General features: G+C 73.9%; 17 protein-coding genes. 11 read left to right on the top strand and 6 right to left on the bottom strand.

Going from position 1 to position 16713, the window contains the following annotated elements; all coding sequences use genetic code 11:
* Positions 1 to 82 precede the first annotated feature (82 nt).
* Genes O7627_RS18010 through O7627_RS18000 form a run of 3 tightly spaced genes read left to right on the top strand, consistent with a single transcriptional unit; the run spans position 83 to position 3259 of the window.
* Positions 83 to 2650, top strand: a complete 2568-nt coding sequence (locus O7627_RS18010) for an ATP-dependent Clp protease ATP-binding subunit (protein ID WP_278094683.1) — start codon at positions 83 to 85, stop codon at positions 2648 to 2650.
* A 22-nt stretch (positions 2651 to 2672) separates the two neighbouring features.
* Positions 2673 to 2909 (top strand): hypothetical protein, encoded by a 237-nt coding sequence (locus O7627_RS18005; RefSeq protein ID WP_278094682.1) that lies wholly within the window; start codon positions 2673 to 2675, stop codon positions 2907 to 2909.
* Positions 2909 to 3259, top strand: a complete 351-nt coding sequence (locus O7627_RS18000) for a DUF3140 domain-containing protein (RefSeq protein WP_278094681.1) — start codon at positions 2909 to 2911, stop codon at positions 3257 to 3259. The genes O7627_RS18005 and O7627_RS18000 overlap by 1 nt, the downstream gene beginning before the upstream one ends.
* Positions 3260 to 3344: 85 nt before the next feature.
* On the opposite strand, the gene O7627_RS17995 is transcribed toward O7627_RS18000, so the two are convergent.
* From O7627_RS17995 to O7627_RS17980, 4 genes are all read right to left on the bottom strand, one after another.
* On the bottom strand, positions 3345 to 3638 hold the full coding sequence (locus O7627_RS17995; RefSeq protein ID WP_278094680.1) for a hypothetical protein: 294 nt from the start codon (positions 3636 to 3638) through the stop codon (positions 3345 to 3347).
* A gap of 120 nt (positions 3639 to 3758) precedes the next feature.
* A complete protein-coding gene (locus tag O7627_RS17990; RefSeq protein ID WP_278094679.1) occupies positions 3759 to 5264 on the bottom strand; it encodes a S1 family peptidase in 1506 nt (501 codons plus the stop codon).
* 299 nt (positions 5265 to 5563) lie between these two features.
* Positions 5564 to 6535 carry a LysR family transcriptional regulator gene (locus O7627_RS17985; protein WP_278094678.1) on the bottom strand — a complete coding sequence of 324 codons (972 nt, stop codon included), beginning with the start codon at positions 6533 to 6535 and terminating at the stop codon, positions 5564 to 5566.
* 186 nt (positions 6536 to 6721) lie between these two features.
* Positions 6722 to 7369, bottom strand: coding sequence for a hemerythrin domain-containing protein (locus O7627_RS17980; RefSeq protein ID WP_278094677.1), 648 nt, complete (start codon positions 7367 to 7369; stop codon positions 6722 to 6724).
* Positions 7370 to 7472: 103 nt separating this feature from the next.
* Here O7627_RS17980 and O7627_RS17975 point away from each other — a divergent pair, with 103 nt between their 5' ends.
* Positions 7473 to 8795 carry a M20/M25/M40 family metallo-hydrolase gene (locus O7627_RS17975; RefSeq protein ID WP_278094676.1) on the top strand — a complete coding sequence of 441 codons (1323 nt, stop codon included), beginning with the start codon at positions 7473 to 7475 and terminating at the stop codon, positions 8793 to 8795.
* A 51-nt stretch (positions 8796 to 8846) separates the two neighbouring features.
* Complete coding sequence (locus tag O7627_RS17970) at positions 8847 to 9527, top strand: hypothetical protein (protein ID WP_278094675.1); 681 nt, start codon at positions 8847 to 8849, stop codon at positions 9525 to 9527.
* Between the two features lie 46 nt (positions 9528 to 9573).
* Here the strand turns inward: O7627_RS17970 and O7627_RS17965 are convergent, their stop codons facing one another.
* Both O7627_RS17965 and O7627_RS17960 read right to left on the bottom strand, forming a co-directional pair.
* Positions 9574 to 9765 carry a DUF5703 family protein gene (locus tag O7627_RS17965; protein ID WP_278094674.1) on the bottom strand — a complete coding sequence of 64 codons (192 nt, stop codon included), beginning with the start codon at positions 9763 to 9765 and terminating at the stop codon, positions 9574 to 9576.
* An 83-nt stretch (positions 9766 to 9848) separates the two neighbouring features.
* A complete protein-coding gene (locus O7627_RS17960) occupies positions 9849 to 10820 on the bottom strand; it encodes an aldo/keto reductase (protein ID WP_278094673.1) in 972 nt (323 codons plus the stop codon).
* 191 nt (positions 10821 to 11011) lie between these two features.
* Between O7627_RS17960 and O7627_RS17955 the strand changes: the two genes are divergently transcribed.
* From O7627_RS17955 to mshC, 6 genes are all read left to right on the top strand, one after another.
* Positions 11012 to 12064: an LLM class F420-dependent oxidoreductase gene (locus O7627_RS17955; protein WP_278094672.1), complete on the top strand. Its 1053-nt coding sequence runs from the start codon at positions 11012 to 11014 to the stop codon at positions 12062 to 12064.
* Between the two features lie 52 nt (positions 12065 to 12116).
* The gene (locus O7627_RS17950) at positions 12117 to 12950 is read left to right on the top strand and encodes an undecaprenyl-diphosphate phosphatase (protein ID WP_278094671.1); all 834 of its coding nucleotides are present in this window, start codon (positions 12117 to 12119) and stop codon (positions 12948 to 12950) included.
* A gap of 36 nt (positions 12951 to 12986) precedes the next feature.
* Complete coding sequence (locus O7627_RS17945) at positions 12987 to 13712, top strand: MSMEG_4193 family putative phosphomutase (protein ID WP_278098317.1); 726 nt, start codon at positions 12987 to 12989, stop codon at positions 13710 to 13712.
* Between the two features lie 144 nt (positions 13713 to 13856).
* Positions 13857 to 14462 carry a DUF3090 domain-containing protein gene (locus O7627_RS17940; RefSeq protein ID WP_278094670.1) on the top strand — a complete coding sequence of 202 codons (606 nt, stop codon included), beginning with the start codon at positions 13857 to 13859 and terminating at the stop codon, positions 14460 to 14462.
* Positions 14463 to 14493: 31 nt separating this feature from the next.
* Positions 14494 to 15312 carry an SCO1664 family protein gene (locus tag O7627_RS17935; protein WP_278094669.1) on the top strand — a complete coding sequence of 273 codons (819 nt, stop codon included), beginning with the start codon at positions 14494 to 14496 and terminating at the stop codon, positions 15310 to 15312.
* An 87-nt stretch (positions 15313 to 15399) separates the two neighbouring features.
* Entirely contained in the window at positions 15400 to 16638 is a 1239-nt protein-coding gene (gene mshC / locus O7627_RS17930; protein WP_278094668.1) for a cysteine--1-D-myo-inosityl 2-amino-2-deoxy-alpha-D-glucopyranoside ligase, read from the top strand.
* Positions 16639 to 16713 lie beyond the last annotated feature (75 nt).

Raw genomic sequence — 16713 nt, 5'->3', positions numbered from 1 at the left:
CCGCGGGCCGGCCACGTTTGTCGGACCCTCCGCCGGGTAGCCCACGCCGACCCCCGTGCCGCGCGCCGACAGGGAGACGACAATGACGCAGGGACCCGGCGACTACGGCACCGACCCGTGGGACGAGTTCCTGGCCCGCTATTTCGGGCGGGGGCAGGGGCGGCGACCGGGTCAGCGGGTCGACATCACCCGGCTGATGACCGCCGATGCCCGGGAGATGCTCGCCGACGCGGCCCGCCGGGCCGCGCAGGCCAACAGCAACGACCTCGACACCGACCACCTGCTCTGGGCGGCGCTGCAGCGGGAGCCGTTGAAGGACCTGATCCGGCGCGCCGGCGCCGACCCGGACGCGCTGCTCGGTGCCCTCGGCGGCGCCCGCCGCGTCGACGAACCGGCGCCCCAGGGCCAGGTACCGGCGAACATGTCGCTCACCCCGGCCGCGAAGCGGGCGCTGCTCGACGCGCACCAGCTCTCCCGGGCGATGGGCGCCTCCTACATCGGCCCCGAGCACATTCTGATGGCGCTGCCGCTGAACCCCGAATCGCCCGCCGGCCGGATGCTCGCCGCCGGCCGGATCCAGCCGCAGGCCCTGCAGGCGGCGAGCGTGGAACGCAACGGCTCGGGCGGGGTCAAACCCGATCGGGGAACGCCCACCCTCGACCAGTACGGGCAGGACCTGACCGACCTGGCCCGGGCCGACGAGATCGACCCGGTCATCGGCCGGGCCGACGAGATCGAGCAGGCGGTGGAGATCCTGTCCCGCCGGACCAAGAACAACCCGGTGCTGATCGGCGAGGCCGGGGTGGGCAAGACCGCCATCGTGGAGGGCCTGGCCGAGCGGATCGCCGACGGCGACGTGCCGGAGACCCTGCTCGGCAAGCGGGTGGTCCAGCTGGACCTGGCCGGCCTGGTCGCCGGGACCCGGTACCGGGGCGACTTCGAGGAGCGGCTCAAGAAGGTGCTCGACGAGATCAGGTCGCACGGCGACGACCTGATCGTCTTCCTCGACGAGCTGCACACCCTGGTCGGGGCGGGCGGGTCGGGCAGCGAGGGCGGGATGGACGCCAGCAACATGCTCAAGCCGGCGCTGGCCCGCGGCGAGCTGCGGGTGGTGGGGGCCACCACCCTCAACGAGTTCCGCCGGCACATCGAGAAGGACGCCGCGCTGGCCCGCCGGTTCCAGCCGGTGCTGGTGCCCGAGCCGACGGTCGACGACACGGTCGCCATCCTGCGCGGCCTGCGGGACCGCTACGAGGCCCACCACCAGGTGCGCTTCACCGACGAGGCGCTGGTCGCCGCCGCCGAACTCTCCGACCGGTACGTCACCGACCGGTTCCTGCCGGACAAGGCGATCGACCTGCTCGACCAGGCCGGCGCCCGGGTCCGGCTGCGCACCCGGACCCCGGCCGGGGACGTCCGCGAGCTGGAGCGCGAACTGGAGGAGGTGCAGCGGGAGAAGGAGCAGGCGGTCGCCGACGAGCAGTACGAACGCGCGTCGAGCCTGCGCGACCGGCTGCAGGCCATCGGGCGCCGGATCGAGGAGGCGCGCGGTGGCGACGGCCCGCACGAGGTGCCCCGGGTACGACCGCAGGAGATCGCCGAGGTGGTGTCCCGCGCCACCGGCATCCCGGTCAGCCAGCTCACCGAGGAGGAGCGCGACCGCCTGCTGCGGCTGGAGAGCCACCTGCACGAGCGGGTGGTCGGCCAGGACGACGCCGTCACCGCGGTGGCCGAGGCGGTCCGGCGGTCCCGCACCGGCCTGGCCGACCCGAACCGGCCGATGGGCAGCTTCCTGTTCCTCGGCCCGACCGGGGTCGGCAAGACGGAGCTGGCCCGGGCGCTGGCCGAGGCGCTGTTCGGCGACTCGGACCGGATGGTGCGGCTGGACATGTCGGAGTTTCAGGAACGGCACACGGTCAGCCGGCTGGTCGGCGCCCCGCCGGGCTACGTCGGCTACGAGGAGGCCGGTCAGCTCACCGAGGCGGTGCGCCGTCGGCCGTACGCGGTGGTGCTGCTCGACGAGATCGAGAAGGCGCACACCGACGTGTTCAACATCCTGCTGCAGGTGCTCGACGAGGGGCGGTTGACCGACAGCCAGGGCCGGACGGTGAACTTCCGGAACAGCGTTCTGATCATGACGAGCAACCTCGGCTCCGAGCTGATCACCGGCAGCCAGCGCAGCGTGGGGTTCGGCGGCGAGGGCAACGAGGCGGACCAGGAGAACAGCGAGCTGCGGGACCGGCTGATGCGCCGGCTGCAGGAGCACTTCCGCCCCGAGTTCCTGAACCGCATCGACGAGGTGATCATCTTCCGCCGGCTGGAGGCCGAGCAGCTCCGGCAGATCACCGGCCTGCTGCTGGAGGAGACCCGTCGGCGCATGCACGCCCAGAACATCGGCATCGAGATGACCGGGGCCGCGGTGGACTGGCTGGCCGAGAACGGCTACCAGCCGCAGTTCGGGGCCCGGCCGCTGCGCCGCACCATCCAGCGCGAGGTCGACAACCGGCTCTCCCGGATGCTGCTGGACGGCTCCCTCTCGCCCGGGCAGCGGGTCGTCGTCGACGTCCGGGAGGCAGCGCTGACGTTCGAGGTTGTCCCGGGCGACCGGCCGGCGGCCCGGCGGCCGGCGACCGCGGCGGCGGGTGAGTGACGGTCGAGTGAGAGGAGCCGAGGTGAGCGAGCCGGAGGAAGAGCGGGAGAAGAGTCCCGGGACCGACGCGGTGCTGCGTCCGCCGCGGGTCGGTGCGGGTCCGGCGGACGCCGATCCGCCACCCGGTACGAGCCGGCGGGGCGGGACCGCCCGTCGCGTCGGGGCCGCTCGCGGCACCGGCGCCGGCCACGCCGGGGGCGCCCGCCGCGACGGCGCCGGCCGACGGGACCGGTCGGGTCCACCGCGCGGGCGGGCGTGATGGTCCGCGACCAGCGGGTCGAGCCGGACGTCGAGCTGCTCTGGCAGGACTTCCACAGTCGGGTCACCATGAGCTCGGAGCAGTTGCGCACCTGGCTGCTGACCCAGGGTTCGGGGGAGCGGGCCTTCACCGAGGATCCCGACCTCGACCTGCCCGAGCCCGGCCGGCAGATCCTGGCCGTGCTGCGCAAGCGCAAGGTCGACCTGACCCGGGCCGACATCGAGGTGATGCGCCAGGCGGTGGACCGGATCGACCGCCTGCTCCGGACCCGGCCATCGGGCGCGGCGGAGGACGACCAGTGGCGGCACGCGCTGCTCGACCTGGGCCACGACCCGCTGAACGAGAGCTAGCCGGCCGGCGCGTGGCGGTGGCGGTCGGCCAGGTGGTCCAGTGTGCGGGCCGGTGCGCCCGGTCGGCGGCCGCGCGGTCGATCGGTCAGCGTTCGGTGCCGAGGCTGGGCGTCGCCAGGCCGGCGGCGTCGGCCGCCGCGGCGCGGTCGGCGCGGACCGCGTCCTCACGGGAGAGCAGGGCAGCGTACTCGGCGACGTCGGCGGCGGTCGGGGTCGCCGGCACCCGGCGCAGGAACGCCTCCAGATCCCGGGAGGCCGAGGTGTGCGCGGCGGCGATCCGGCGGGCGGCGTCCAGTCCGCCTGCGCCGTCGGCCTGCGCGCCGTCCGCCCGCGCGTCATCGGCGGGTGCGTCGTCGGCGGGTGGAATCAGGTCGGTCATGTGGTTGTCGGTACCCGGTCCGCGCCGGTTCGCACCCGGTCGCCCGGCCCGGATCCGGCCGGACCGGGCCAGCTGGAACGGTCCGGCCGGGGCGGATCGCCGCCCCGGCCGGACCGGCGTTCACGGTCGGCTGATGGTCAGGCTGTAGCTGCCCGAGCCGCTGTAGGCGTGCACCCGGTAGCGGTAGTACCCGGCGGTGCCGGAGTAGCTGACCGTCTCGTCCGGGCCGGAGGTGATGCCCTGGGCCACGGTGACCCAGCTGCTGCCGCTGTACTTCTGCAGGTAGAGGTCGAAGTCGACACCGTTCGGGCCGTCCAGGCAGCCGCGGTGCACACCGGAGGCCGAGGAGTAGTAGTAGCTGCCACCCGGCTGGTACTGGCTCGCGCCGCTGGACAGCGATCCGCTGTAGGCGGTGCCGGAGCAGCTGCCGCCCGGCGGCGGGGTGGTGGGCGGCGGGGTGGTCGGACCGCCGCCGCCGGAGGTCCGCAGGGTCAGCCCGTACACCGACAGGATCTCGTTGACCGGCTGGAAGTAGGTGGTCCCGCCGGAGCTGCAGTTGCCCGAGCCGCCGGAGGTGACGCCCTGGGCCTGCTGGCCGGAGAGCCACGAGCCGCCCGAGTCGCCCGGCTCGGCGCAGGCGTTGGTCCTGGTCAGACCGGAGACCGTGCCCTGCGGGTAGTTGACCGTCGAGTTCTTCGCCTGCACCGTGCCGCAGCGCCAGCCGGTGGTCGAGCCGGACCGGCAGATGGAGGCGCCGATCGCGGCCTCGGTGGAACCGGCCACCGTCACGTTGCCGCCGGAGTAGTTGTTCACCCACGGCTGCGGGGTCCAGTTGGAGTTGGTCTGCACCCAGGCGTAGTCGTTGCCGGGGAAGGACGAACCCCGGAAGGTGCCCTGCGAGACGTTGTTGTAGCCCTGGGTCGCGGTGCCGGTGGTGCCGCAGTGCCCCGCCGTCACGAAGCCACCGGTCACCGAGAAGCCGATCGAGCACCGGCCGCCCATGTAGTAGGCGTCGCCGCCGCGTACGTCGTAGTAGGTGGTCGGTGTCTCGGTGCTGGCCACCACCCGGACGGCCTTGGCGTCGACGCCGCTGGCCTTGACGAACGCGGTCGCGGCCGCGGTACCGCCCTTGGCGAGGACGACCACGGTGTTGGTGGCCACGTCGACGTACCAGCCGGGGATCGAGGCGGCCGGAGCCTTCGCGGCGCTGCGGTCCAGCGACGCCTTGACGCCGTCGAGCTGTGCGGCTCCGCGGTCGACCAGGCGGACCTGGGCGCCGGCGGCGCGGGCCCGCTGCGCCGCGGCGTCGGTGGTGACGGCGACCGTGAGGCTGGTGGCGTCGGCGGTCAGCCACGAGCCCGCGTACGCCGACCCGAGGGCCTTGCGCAGCTCCACGTCGGTGCGGCTGGCCTTGTCGTCCCGGGCGATCCGGGACTTCGCCTGGTCGGCGCTGAGCCCCAGGTCGCGCTGCATCGCGGCGAGCATCTGCGGGGACGCGGCGTCCGCGCCGACGCCGGTGGCGGTGAAGCCGGTGTCCGGGGCGGCCAGTGCCGGTAGCGCCACGGCCGCGACCGCACCCGCGGGCAGCAGGATCACCGCTGCCACCGCGGCAAGTCTTCGCTTCATCGGTTGTCTCCTTCGGGGAGCAGAGCATGGCGCGGAGCCGGGGGTGGGCGCCGCGGTCGGAGTGGGGGTCGCTCCGGATGCCACCGGACGCCCGCCCGGGCTCGGGGACCGGGCGGGCGGCAGCGGCCGGTGCCCTGCCGACCGGGGGTCAGGACCGGCAGCCGGCGTCGACCGCCGGGTGCGCGTTGCCGGCCCTGGATCGGACAGGGCACGGTTAACCTAACGGTCGATAATCGACGCAGCTAGATACCAGTTTGCTCATACCGCCAGGGGTCCGACCGGCCCGTGACCAGCGGCGTTCAGGCGGCCATCATCTGCTGGGCACCGAAGTTGGGGTTGCGGGTGAGCCAGGCCAGATAACCGGGATTGCGGGCCAGCGAATCGTTGTACGCGGAGACCGCGTGGTCCACCACCCGTCCGGCGATCCGGGCCGCCGGCGCGTCCGGGTGCCAGCCGAGCAGCAGCCGCCAGCGCAACGGGGCGCCGGCCAGCGGCCGGGTCACCAGGCCCGCCACCGGCCGGAAGGTGGCCTGGCACAGCGCCACCGCCTCGCCGGCGTCGACCAGGTCGAGGCAGCCGCGCACGTCGGTCTCGTACACCTTGCGCGGGGTGAAGCCGGCCCGTGCGCAGGCGGCCGCGAAGCAGTCGCCGAAACAGCCGTCGCCGGGCGCGGCGACCCACCGTTCGGTGCCGAGGTCGGCCAGGTGCACCTCGTCGTCGGCGGCGAGCGGGTGCCCCTCGGGCAGCATCACGAAGACCGCGTCCACGGCCACCGCCCGCCAGGTCAGCCCGAATTCGGCCGACGGGGTGGCGTCGCCGCAGACGCCGGAGAGCACGTAGTCCAGCCGGCCGCTGATGACCATCTGGGACAGTTCGTCGACCGACCAGGAGGCGTAGGTGCTGATCTGGGCGTGCGGTTGGTCGGCCGCGATCCGGTGCACCAGCCGGCCGAGGATCGGGCTGTTCACGCCGCCGAAGCGGTACTGGCTCATCGCGGTGCCGGCCCCGGCCAGTCGGGCGGCCTCGTCCTGTAGCCCTTTCATCGCCGGCAGCAGCACCCGGGCGCGGGCCAGCACCAGCTCGCCCAGCGCGGTGGGCCGCGCGCCCCGCCGGTCGCGTTCGAACAGCGGCCCGCCGAGGGTGCGCTCGATGCGTTGGAGCTGCGCGGTGAGGGCCGGCTGGGCGAGCCCGAGCGCGGACGCGGCCTTGGTCACGCTGCCGGTCTCCGCGATGGCGCACACCACCTTCAGGTGCCGCAGCTCCAGGTTCATAGCGTGACGGTAGGACCAGAAAGGGATCCACGGGAAGACCTTCGGCCAGTGAAAGATCCCCCAAAGGAAACATGAATAGCAACCGAACGGACACCTCGCCGCCGGGAACGGTTCCACGGCCCGCCGGTACGGCCGGTCCGCCGCCGCCTCGGGCGGACTGGGGATGTTATGGGCGAAGGTCCGGAATTATCGCGGCTGCGGGCGGTTGCCGAGGTCCTCGACGTACGTGCGGCGGCCGGTCACCGCGTCCCGGACCTTGTCGACCACGCCCAGCGCCGGCTCGACCACCCGGTTCCAGGGTGGACTGACCGGATGTCCGGGATGCGGCCGGGTCGGGGCGGCCTCCTCGGCGATCTCCACCCGGTTGCCGAGCCGGATCAGCTCCGCGTCGGTGGCGACCTCGCGCAGCACCGGGAAGATCTCCCGGTCGGCCGCGTCGGCGTGCCGGCGCAGCTTGCCGCCCAGGTCGTCGGCGAGCCCGCCGAACCGCGGGTCCTCGGGTGCCGTGCCGGCCAGGTCCCGCAGCATCCGCAGCACCTCGGTGTCGGCGGCGATCTCCCGGTCGGCGAGCGGCCCGCCGTCGGGCAGGCTGGCCCGCATGGCGGGGTAGAGGTACTGCTCCTCGGCGGAGAGGTGCCGCGACACCGTGGCGGTCAGCACCTGCGCCACCTGGCTGCGCCGCTGCGCCGGCAGCCGTGGGTCGGCCAGCTCCCGCAGCAGCCCGCCGATTCGGGCGTGCTCCTCGGCCAGCAGGTCGACCACGCTGCGCCCGCCGGGGCGGTACTCCTCGTCGTCGCCGGGGGCCGGTGGCAGGGGCGGCAGGGGTACGGGCACGGTCACCCTCCTCGGTCTCGGCGGCGCCGACCGCTGCCGACGCGTGCGATCGGTACCCGGCCCGGCCGCCGCCGAAACCGGCACCGCTGGTATGAAGAACCGCATGACCAGTCCCCCGGTTCCGGCCCCCGCCACCGACGAGGTCGTCGGGATCTGCCGCGACCTGCTGCGGATCGACACCACGAACACCGGGGACACCGCCAGCAGCGCCGGCGAGCGGGTCGCGGCGGAGTACGTCGCCGGCAAGCTCGCCGAGGTCGGCGTCGCCGCCGAACTGCGCGAGTCGGCGCCGGGGCGGACCAGCCTGGTGGCGCGGATCCCGGGCACCGACCCCGGCCGGGGCGCCCTGCTGGTCCACGGTCACCTGGACGTGGTGCCGGCCGACGCCAGCGAGTGGTCGGTGCACCCGTTCTCCGGCGAGTTGCGGGACGGCTACCTGTGGGGCCGGGGTGCGATCGACATGAAGGACTTCGACGCGATGGTGCTCGCGGTCGTCCGCGAGTGGCAGACCACCGGGGTGCGACCGCCGCGCGACCTGGTGCTGGCGTTCACCGCCGACGAGGAGGCCGGCGGTGAATACGGCGCACACTTCCTCGCCGACCACCACCGGGACCTGCTCGACGGCTGCACCGAGGCGATCGGCGAGGTTGGCGGCTTCTCCTACTCGGTCACCGAGGACCTGCGGCTCTACCTGATCGAGACGGCGGAGAAGGGGATTGACTGGCTGCGGCTGCACGCCCGGGGCCGGCCGGGGCACGGGTCGATGGTGCACGACGACAACGCGGTGACGGCGTTGGCCGAGGCGGTCGCCCGGGTGGGCCGGCACCGGTTCCCACTGGTGATCACGCCGACCGTGCGGACCTTCCTGGAGCAGGTCTGCGACCTGTTGGGGATCGAGTTCGACCCGGACCACCCGGAGGCGGCGATCGGCAAGCTCGGCCCGATCGCGAACATCGTCGGCGCCACGGTGCGCAACACCGCGAACCCCACCCGGCTCGCCGCCGGCTACAAGGACAACGTCATTCCGGGTCGGGCCAGCGCCACCATCGACTGCCGCAGCCTGCCGGGCCAGTCCGAGCTGCTGTTGCGGCAGCTGCGGGAGGTGGTCGGTCCGGACATCGAGATCGAGTACGCCCAGCGCCAGCCGGCCGTCGAGACCAGCTTCGACGGCGCCCTGGTCGACGCGATGGGGGCGGCCCTGCGGGCCGAGGACCCCGGTGCCCGGCCGGTGCCGTACATGCTCTCCGGCGGCACCGACGCCAAGGCGTTCCAGAAGCTCGGGATCCGCTGCTTCGGGTTCGCGCCGCTGCGGCTACCGGCCGACCTGAACTTCTCCGCGCTGTTCCACGGCATCGACGAGCGGGTCCCGGTCGACGGGCTAAAGTTCGGCGTGCGGGTGCTCGACCGGTTCCTGCGGAACTGCTAGCGGTCCCGCCGACCGGCGCCCGCTCCTCGAAATCGAAGGGACTGCCCCACCATGACCGACCAGCACGCCGAGCTGGACGCCGCCCTCGAAGCGGTCTTCGCGGCCGCTCGCGCCCACCTCGCCGCGGTCAAGGCCGCCGACGGCCGGATCGACGACGACGAGGTGTGGCAGTCCTACGTCGCCCTCAACAACGCGAGCTACTCCTACGACGAGCGGCTGCTGGACACCTTCGGCGAGGTGACGCCGTGGGACGTGGAGTCCATCGACCCGAACGAGGCCGATCAGCGGTTCGGGGTGGGGCTGGGCGGCGTGGACGGCGACGAGTCCGGTGATCCGTACCCGCGGGTGCTCTCGGTCCGCCAGCGGCGCGACTACCAGGTGCCGAGCGTGGCGGCGCTGGTGCGGGTGGCGGAGGCGGCCCGGCGCACCGGGCTGGCCGAGGACGAGGAGTCCGCCCCGGTCGAGGGGGTGGGCGAGGCGGTACTGGAGCTGCTGCAGGCCGGCGACGGCTCGCTCGGTGCCCTGGACATCCCCGAACTGGAGCCGCTGGACGGGGTGGTGATGGTCAGCGAGGTGACCGAACCGCTGGCGGTGGACGCGTACGACGACACCGACGGCGTCGGGCCGTTCCAGCCGGCCGACGGCGATCGGCTGGTCGGTCGGCTCGACGAGCACCCGTACGCGGCCGACGACGAGTTGGTCGACGACGACGAGGCGGGGCGGGTCGGCTAGCGCCCCTCCCGCGACGGCCGGTCCCGGTCCGGGGCCGGCCGGCGGTTCAGTACGACAGGCCCGGCTGCGACCGGTTGGCGATCCGACGGCGGAGCACCACCTGCCGGGTGCCGTCGCGGAACAGTCGGACCCGGGCCAGTTCCCAGCCGGAGAACTCGGCCTGGATCGCCAGTTGCGCCGCGGCGGCCACCCGGTCGACATTCGGCGGTAACCGCAGCGGCGCGTATTCGTAGTCCATGTTTTACATCCTGCCCAGCCCACCGGGCGTGGCACCAGTCCCGGGTCGGACCGACTCGCCGCGCGACCGCCCGGACGGGCCGGTCAGCCGTCCCGCTCCGGATAGCCGAACGGGATCGCCGAGACGTCGTCGAGGGCCCGGGCGATCTCGTCCGGCAGGGTCATCCGCTCCACCTGCAGGGCGCCCTGCAGTTGCCCGGCGCTGCGGGCGCCCAGGATCGGCGCGACCACCCCGGGCCGGTCCCGGACCCAGGCCAGCGCCACCTCCAGCGGTGAGACGCCCAGCCCACCGGCCGCGGTGGCGACCGCCTCGACGATGCTGGAGCAGCGCGGCTCCAGGTAGGTGGCGACGAATCTCTCGAAGTGGGGGGAGGCGGCGCGCGAGTCGGCCGGTCGGCCGTGCCGGTACTTCCCGGTCAGCACCCCCCGGCCCAGCGGCGACCAGGGCAGCACGCCCAGTCCCAGCGCGGCGCAGGCCGGCAGCACCTCCCGTTCGATGCCGCGTTCCAGCAGCGAGTACTCCACCTGGGCGGCGACCACCGGCGCGCGGCCGGGCACGGCCTGCTGCCAGGCGGCGGCCCGGGCGGTCTGCCAGCCGGCGTAGTTCGACACCCCGACGTAGCGCACCCGGCCGCTGGCCACCGCGTGATCCAGCGTGGCGAGCGTCTCCTCCAACGGGGTGTCCGGGTCGTACCCGTGCACCTGCCAGAGGTCGACGTGGTCGGTGCCGAGCCGCCGCAGCGAGGCGTCCAGGGTGCGCAGCAGGTGCCCACGGGAGCCGTCCCGGCGGCGTCCGGTGCCCGGCCGCAGCCCGGCCTTGGTGGCGATCAGCAGGTCGTCGCGGGGGACCAGGGTGCCGATCAGTGACCCGATCACCGCCTCGGCGTCCCCGTCGCCGTACACGTCGGCGGTGTCCACCAGGTTGCCCCCGGCGTCCAGGTAGCTCTTGAGCTGGGCGGCCGCGTCGTCGGCATCGGTGTCCCGACCCCAGGTCATGGTGCCGAGCGCGAGCCGCGAAACCGCCAGCCCGCTTCGGCCGAGCGGTCGTTGTTGCATGGGTGAACCTTATTCAGAACATCGCCCCGCCGATATCCTCGCCGCCTCTATTGCCGCGGACCGGACACCTGCCGCCGGGGGCGGCGGGTCCGCCCCGGGTCGGCTGCGGCGCCGTTCGGCGAGCCGGTCGTCGAGTGGCGCGAGTGGATTGCGTACCCTGATGCGACTCGTGGTGCGGATGGGGAGGACCAGTGCGACTCGGGCTCAGCCTCGGATATCAGACGGCGTGGAGCACACCCGCCGACCACCTGGCCCTGGCCAGGGAGGCCGACCGGCTGGGCTACTCGGTGGTCTGGGCCGCCGAGGCGTACGGCTCGGACTCGCCGACCATGCTGGCCTGGCTCGCCGGGCAGACCGAGCGGATCGACCTGGGCAGCGCGGTGATGCAGATCCCGGCCCGGACCCCGGCGATGACGGCGATGACCGCGGCGACCATCGACACCATCTCCGGGGGGCGGTTCCGGCTCGGCCTCGGGGTGTCCGGCCCGCAGGTCTCCGAGGGCTGGCACGGTGTCCGGTTCGGCCGCCCGCTGGCCCGGACCAGGGAGTACGTCGACATCGTCAAGCTGGCCATCGCCCGTCAGCCGGTCGCGTACGACGGCGCGCACTACACGTTGCCGTTGCCCGACGGTCCCGGCAAGGCGCTGCGGCTGGGGTTCCACCCGCCCCGCGAGCGGATCCCGATCTACCTGGCCGCGGTCGGCCCGAAGAACCTGGAACTGGCCGGTGAGATCGCCGACGGCTGGTTGGCCATCTTCTTCGCCCCGGACCACGCCGACGAGCAGCTCGCCGCCGTCGCCGCCGGCCGGGCCCGGGCCGGCCGGGAACTGGCCGGCTTCGACGTGGTGCCGTCCGTGCCGGTCGTGGTCGGCGACGACGTGGCCGCCTGCGCCGAGCTGGTCCGCTGGTACGCCGCCCTCTACGTCGGCGGGATGGGCAGCCGGGAGCAGAACTTCTACAACCAGCTCGCCACCCGGATGGGCTACGGTGACGCCGCCCGCGAGGTGCAGGACCTCTACCTCGCCAAGCGTCAGCGGGACGCGGCGGCCGCGGTGCCGCTGGAGTTCATCGACCGCACCTCGCTGCTCGGCCCCCGGGAGCGGATCGCCGACCGGATGCGCGAGTACGCGGCGGCCGGCGTGACCACCCTGTCGGTCACCCTCTTCGTCGCGGACGCCGAGAGCGGCATCCAGACGCTGCGGACCTGCGCCGAGGCGCTGGAACTGGCCGGGGTCGGCGAGTGAGGCCGCCGGTCGGACGCCGCGGCGGTGCCGGTCGGGTCGGGGAGCGGGCGCGATGAGCTGGATCGAGGCGATCGTCCTCGGCATCGTTCAGGGTCTGACCGAGTTCCTGCCGGTCAGCTCCTCCGCCCACCTGCGGATCACCTCGGCGATCTTCTTCGAGCAGGACGCCGGGGCCTCCTTCACCGCGGTCACCCAGCTCGGCACCGAGGCGGCCGTGCTGCTCTACTTCGCCAAGGACATCTGGCGGATCGGCCGGACCTGGGTGGTCGGCCTCTGGGACCGCTCGGTGCGGACCAGCCTGGACTACCGGATGGGCTGGTACGTCATCGTCGGCTCGATTCCGATCGGGGTGCTGGGCTTCCTGTTCAAGGACCAGATCCGGGCCACCGCCCGGAACCTCTGGCTGGTCGCGACGGTGCTCATCGTCTTCGCCTTCGTGCTGGCCTTCGCCGAGTACTGGGGTCGCCAGACCCGCCGGGTGGAGAACCTCACCCTCCGCGACGGCATCATCATGGGCTTCGCCCAGGCGATGGCGCTGGTCCCGGGGGTCTCCCGGTCCGGGGCCACGTTGACCGCCGGCCTGTTCCTCAGCCTCACCCGGGAGGCGGCGGCCCGGTACTCCTTCCTGCTGGCCATCCCGGCGGTGGTGATGTCCGGGGTGTTCAGCGTTCCGGACGTCTTCGACACCAGCGGCACGGGTTCGATCCCGACGGTGGCCCAGATGGTGGTCGCCACCGCGATCGCGTTCGCGGTCGGCTACGCGGCGATCGCCTGGCTGCTGCGCTATGTCGCGCACCACACCCTGTACGTCTTCGTCCTGTACCGGGTGGCGCTGGGCACCCTGGTGCTCGGCCTGCTGATGACCGGCACCATCTCGGCGACCTGAGCCGGCTCACCGCGTGGCGTGCGGGCCGGCCGTAGGCTGATCACCGTGGCGACCCTCCTGCTCCTGCGACACGGCCGGACCACCGCGAACGCGGACGGTGGCCTGGCCGGCCGACGCCCGGTCGAGCTCGACGAGACGGGCCGGGCCCAGGCGGCCGCGGTGGGCGCCCGGCTGCGCGCGGTCCCGTTGGCCGCGGTGGTGACCAGCCCGCTGATCCGGTGCCGGCAGACGCTCGACCTGGCACTGCCCGGCGTGGCACCGGTGGTGGAGGAGGGACTCGTCGAGTGCGACTACGGCGCCTGGGAGGGCCAGCCGCTGAAGAAGCTCGCCAAGGATCCCCTGTGGCCGGTGGTCCAGCAGCACCCCAGCGCCGTGGTCTTCCCCGGCGGCGAGGCGATGGCGGCGATGGCCGGTCGGGCGGTCGCGGCGGTCCGTGCCTGGGACGCCCGGATCACGGCCGAGCACGGCCCGGAGGCGCTCTGGGTGGCCTGCAGCCACGGCGACGTGATCAAGGCGATCGTCGCGGACGCGCTCGGCGTACACCTTGACCTTTTTCAGCGGATCGTGGCCGACCCGGCCTCGGTGACCGCGATCCGCTACACGCCGGTACGCCCCTTCGTGGTCCGGCTCAACGACTCCGGCGGCGACCTCACCGACCTGGTGCTGCCGAAGCGGCGCCGGCGGCGCCGGTCGGCGGCGGCCGAGTCCGACGCCGCGGTCGGCGGCGGCGCGGGCGCCGGCTCCGTCGAGCCGGCCGGCTGACCCGGCCGCCAGGGCCGCGACCAGCACCGCGTTGGCCCACCCAGGGCCGCCGTGCGAGGGTGCTGACCGGCCGCGGCCGGGCCGGGCGGCGATTCGGGTCGGTGGGCTGCGCGGGGTGGTGACCGGCCGGATAGGGTCGAGGGTATGACCCACCAGGTGCACGCATTCGAGCCGCCCGAGCGGTTCGTCGCCGGAACCGTGGGGGCGCCCGGGGAGCGGACGTTCTTTCTGCAGGCGCGGGGCGGTGGCCGGCTGGTCAGCGTGGCGCTGGAGAAGGTTCAGGTGTCACTGCTGGCCGAGAAGCTGGAGGAGCTGCTGACCGAGGCGCACCGCCGGTTCGGCATCGAGCTGCCGGATCCGCCGCCCGCGGCCTCCGACAACGAGCCGTTGGAGACGCCGGTCGACGAGGAGTTCCGGGTCGGTACGCTCGGCCTGGCCTTCGACGTCGACACCGCCACGGTGGTCATCGAAGCGATCGCGGCGGGGGAGGGCGAGGCCGAGGTCGAGCTCGGCGACCCCGACGGCGATCCGACCGCCGATCCCGATCCCGACGACCTGGACGACGACGAGGAGGAGCCGGACGACGACCTCGACCGGCTGCGGGTCCGGCTGACTCCGCAGGCGGCCCGCGAGTTCATCGACCGGGCCCGCCGGGTGGTAGCCGCCGGCCGACCGCCGTGCCCGCTGTGTGGGCAGCCACTGGATCCCGCCGGGCACCTCTGCCCGCGGAACAACGGCTACCACCGGTGACCGGACCGGCCAACCGACCGCCCCGGCCGCGATGACCTCCTCCGACCTGTGCGCGACGCTCGACGAGAGCGACGCCCTGCGGCTGCTGCGCGGCGGTCAGTTCCAGCTGGAGGGGCGGCTGGTCGACGCCTCCAACACCACCCTGCGCGCCCGGCTGACCCTGGACGGGGTGACCGCCCGCTGCGTCTACAAGCCGGTCCGCGGCGAGCGGCCGCTCTGGGACTTTCCGGACGGCACCCTGGCGGGGCGGGAGGTCAGCGCCTACCTGGTCTCCCAGGCCACCGGATGGGGACTGGTGCCCCCCACCGTGCTGCGCGACGGCCCGCTCGGGCCGGGCGCCTGCCAGCTCTGGATCGACGAGCCCGACGACGCCGAGGCGCTGGTCGGCTTCGTGCCGTCCGACCAGCTGCCGCCGCGGTGGTTCCCGGTGGCGGGCGCCCGCGACGAAGACGGCACCGCGTACGCGCTGGCGCATGCCGACGACCCCCGGCTGGCGGCGTTGGCGGTCCTGGACGCGGTGATCAACAACGCCGACCGCAAGGGCGGCCACGTGCTCCGCGGCCCGGACGACCGGGTCTACGGGGTGGATCACGGCGTCAGCTTCCACGTGGAGGAGAAGCTGCGTACGGTGCTCTGGGGCTGGGCCGGCCGGCCGTTGCCGGCGGAGGCGGTCGAGGTGCTGCGCCGGCTGGCCGGCGCGGTGGCCGGCCCGCTCGGCGCCGAGCTCGCCGAGCATCTGACGACGGCGGAGATCGCCGAGCTGGCCGGCCGGGTGGACCGGTTGGTGGAGCAGGGCCGGTTCCCGCTCCCGCCGCAGGACTGGCCGGCGATGCCCTGGCCGCCCATCTGACCCGCCGGCCGCGGTGACTGTCGGACCGGTCACGTCCGCCGTCCGGGTCGGTCCGGACCGTCCGTGGGCCTGGCTAGGCTGATGGTCATGGACTCCTGGGTGGGGCACGAGATTCCGCGGCTGCCGGGCACGGGTGAGCCGTTGACCCTGTTCGACTCGGCCCGGGGCGGGCCGCACCCGACCCGCCCCGCCGGCCCGGCCACCATGTACGTCTGCGGCATCACCCCGTACGACGCGACCCACCTCGGCCACGCCGCGACCATGATGACCTTCGACCTGGTGCAGCGGATGTGGCGGGACGCCGGGCATCCGGTGACCTACGTGCAGAACGTCACCGACATCGACGACCCGCTGCTGGAGCGGGCGGAGCGCGACGGTGAGGACTGGGTGGTCCTGGCGATGCGGGAGACCGCGCTGTTCCGGGAGGACATGGAGGCGCTGCGGATCATCCCGCCGACGCACTACGTCGGGGCGGTCGAGTCGATCCCGGCGATCGCCGACCGGGTCCGCCGGCTGCTCGACGACGGCGCCGGCTACCGGCTCGACGACGGCTCCGGCGACGTCTACTTCGACCTCGCCGCGGCGCCCCGGTTCGGCTACGAGTCGAACCTGCCCCGGGAGCAGATGCTGCTCCTGTCGGCCGAGCGCGGCGGCGACCCGCAGCGGCCTGGCAAGCGCGACCCGCTCGATCCGCTGCTCTGGCGCGGCGCCCGGGACGGCGAGCCGGCCTGGGACGGCGGGCCGCTCGGGCCGGGCCGCCCCGGCTGGCACATCGAGTGCGCGGTGATCGCGCTGGACCTGCTGGGCGACAGCATCGACGTGCAGGGCGGCGGCAACGACCTGATCTTCCCGCACCACGAGTGTTCCGCCGCGCACGCCGAGCGGCTGACCGGTATCGCGCCGTTCGCCCGGCACTACGTGCACGCGGGCATGATCGGGCTGGCTGGCGAGAAGATGTCGAAGTCCCGGGGCAACCTGGTCTTCGTCTCCCGGCTGCGGGCCGACCGGGTGGATCCGATGGCGCTTCGGCTGGCCCTGCTCGCCGGCCACTACCGGGCCGACCGGCAGTGGACCGACGAGTTGCTCAAGGACGGCGTACAGCGGTTGGGCCGGTGGCGGGAGGCGGTCCGGGCCGCCGCGGGTCCGGCCGGGACGGAGCTGCTCGCCGGGGTACGCGGCCGCCTCGCCGACGACCTGGACACCCCGGGTGTGTTGGCGCTTGTCGACCGGTGGGCCGACGCCGCGCTGGCCGGCGACGGCGCCGACCGGGGGGCTCCGGCGTTGGTCGCCGAGACGGTCGACGCGCTGCTGGGCGTCCGGCTGTAGCCGCACCGCCGACGGCTGACCTCGGTTCCGTCCGGGCCGCCATGGCTGACGGCGGCCCGGCCGACCCGCCGGGCC

It is taken from the genome of Solwaraspora sp. WMMD1047, assembly GCF_029626155.1.
GTDB lineage: Bacteria > Actinomycetota > Actinomycetes > Mycobacteriales > Micromonosporaceae > WMMD1047.
Note: the sequence above shows the minus strand (reverse complement) of the source record. Positions and strands in the feature narration are given on the sequence as shown.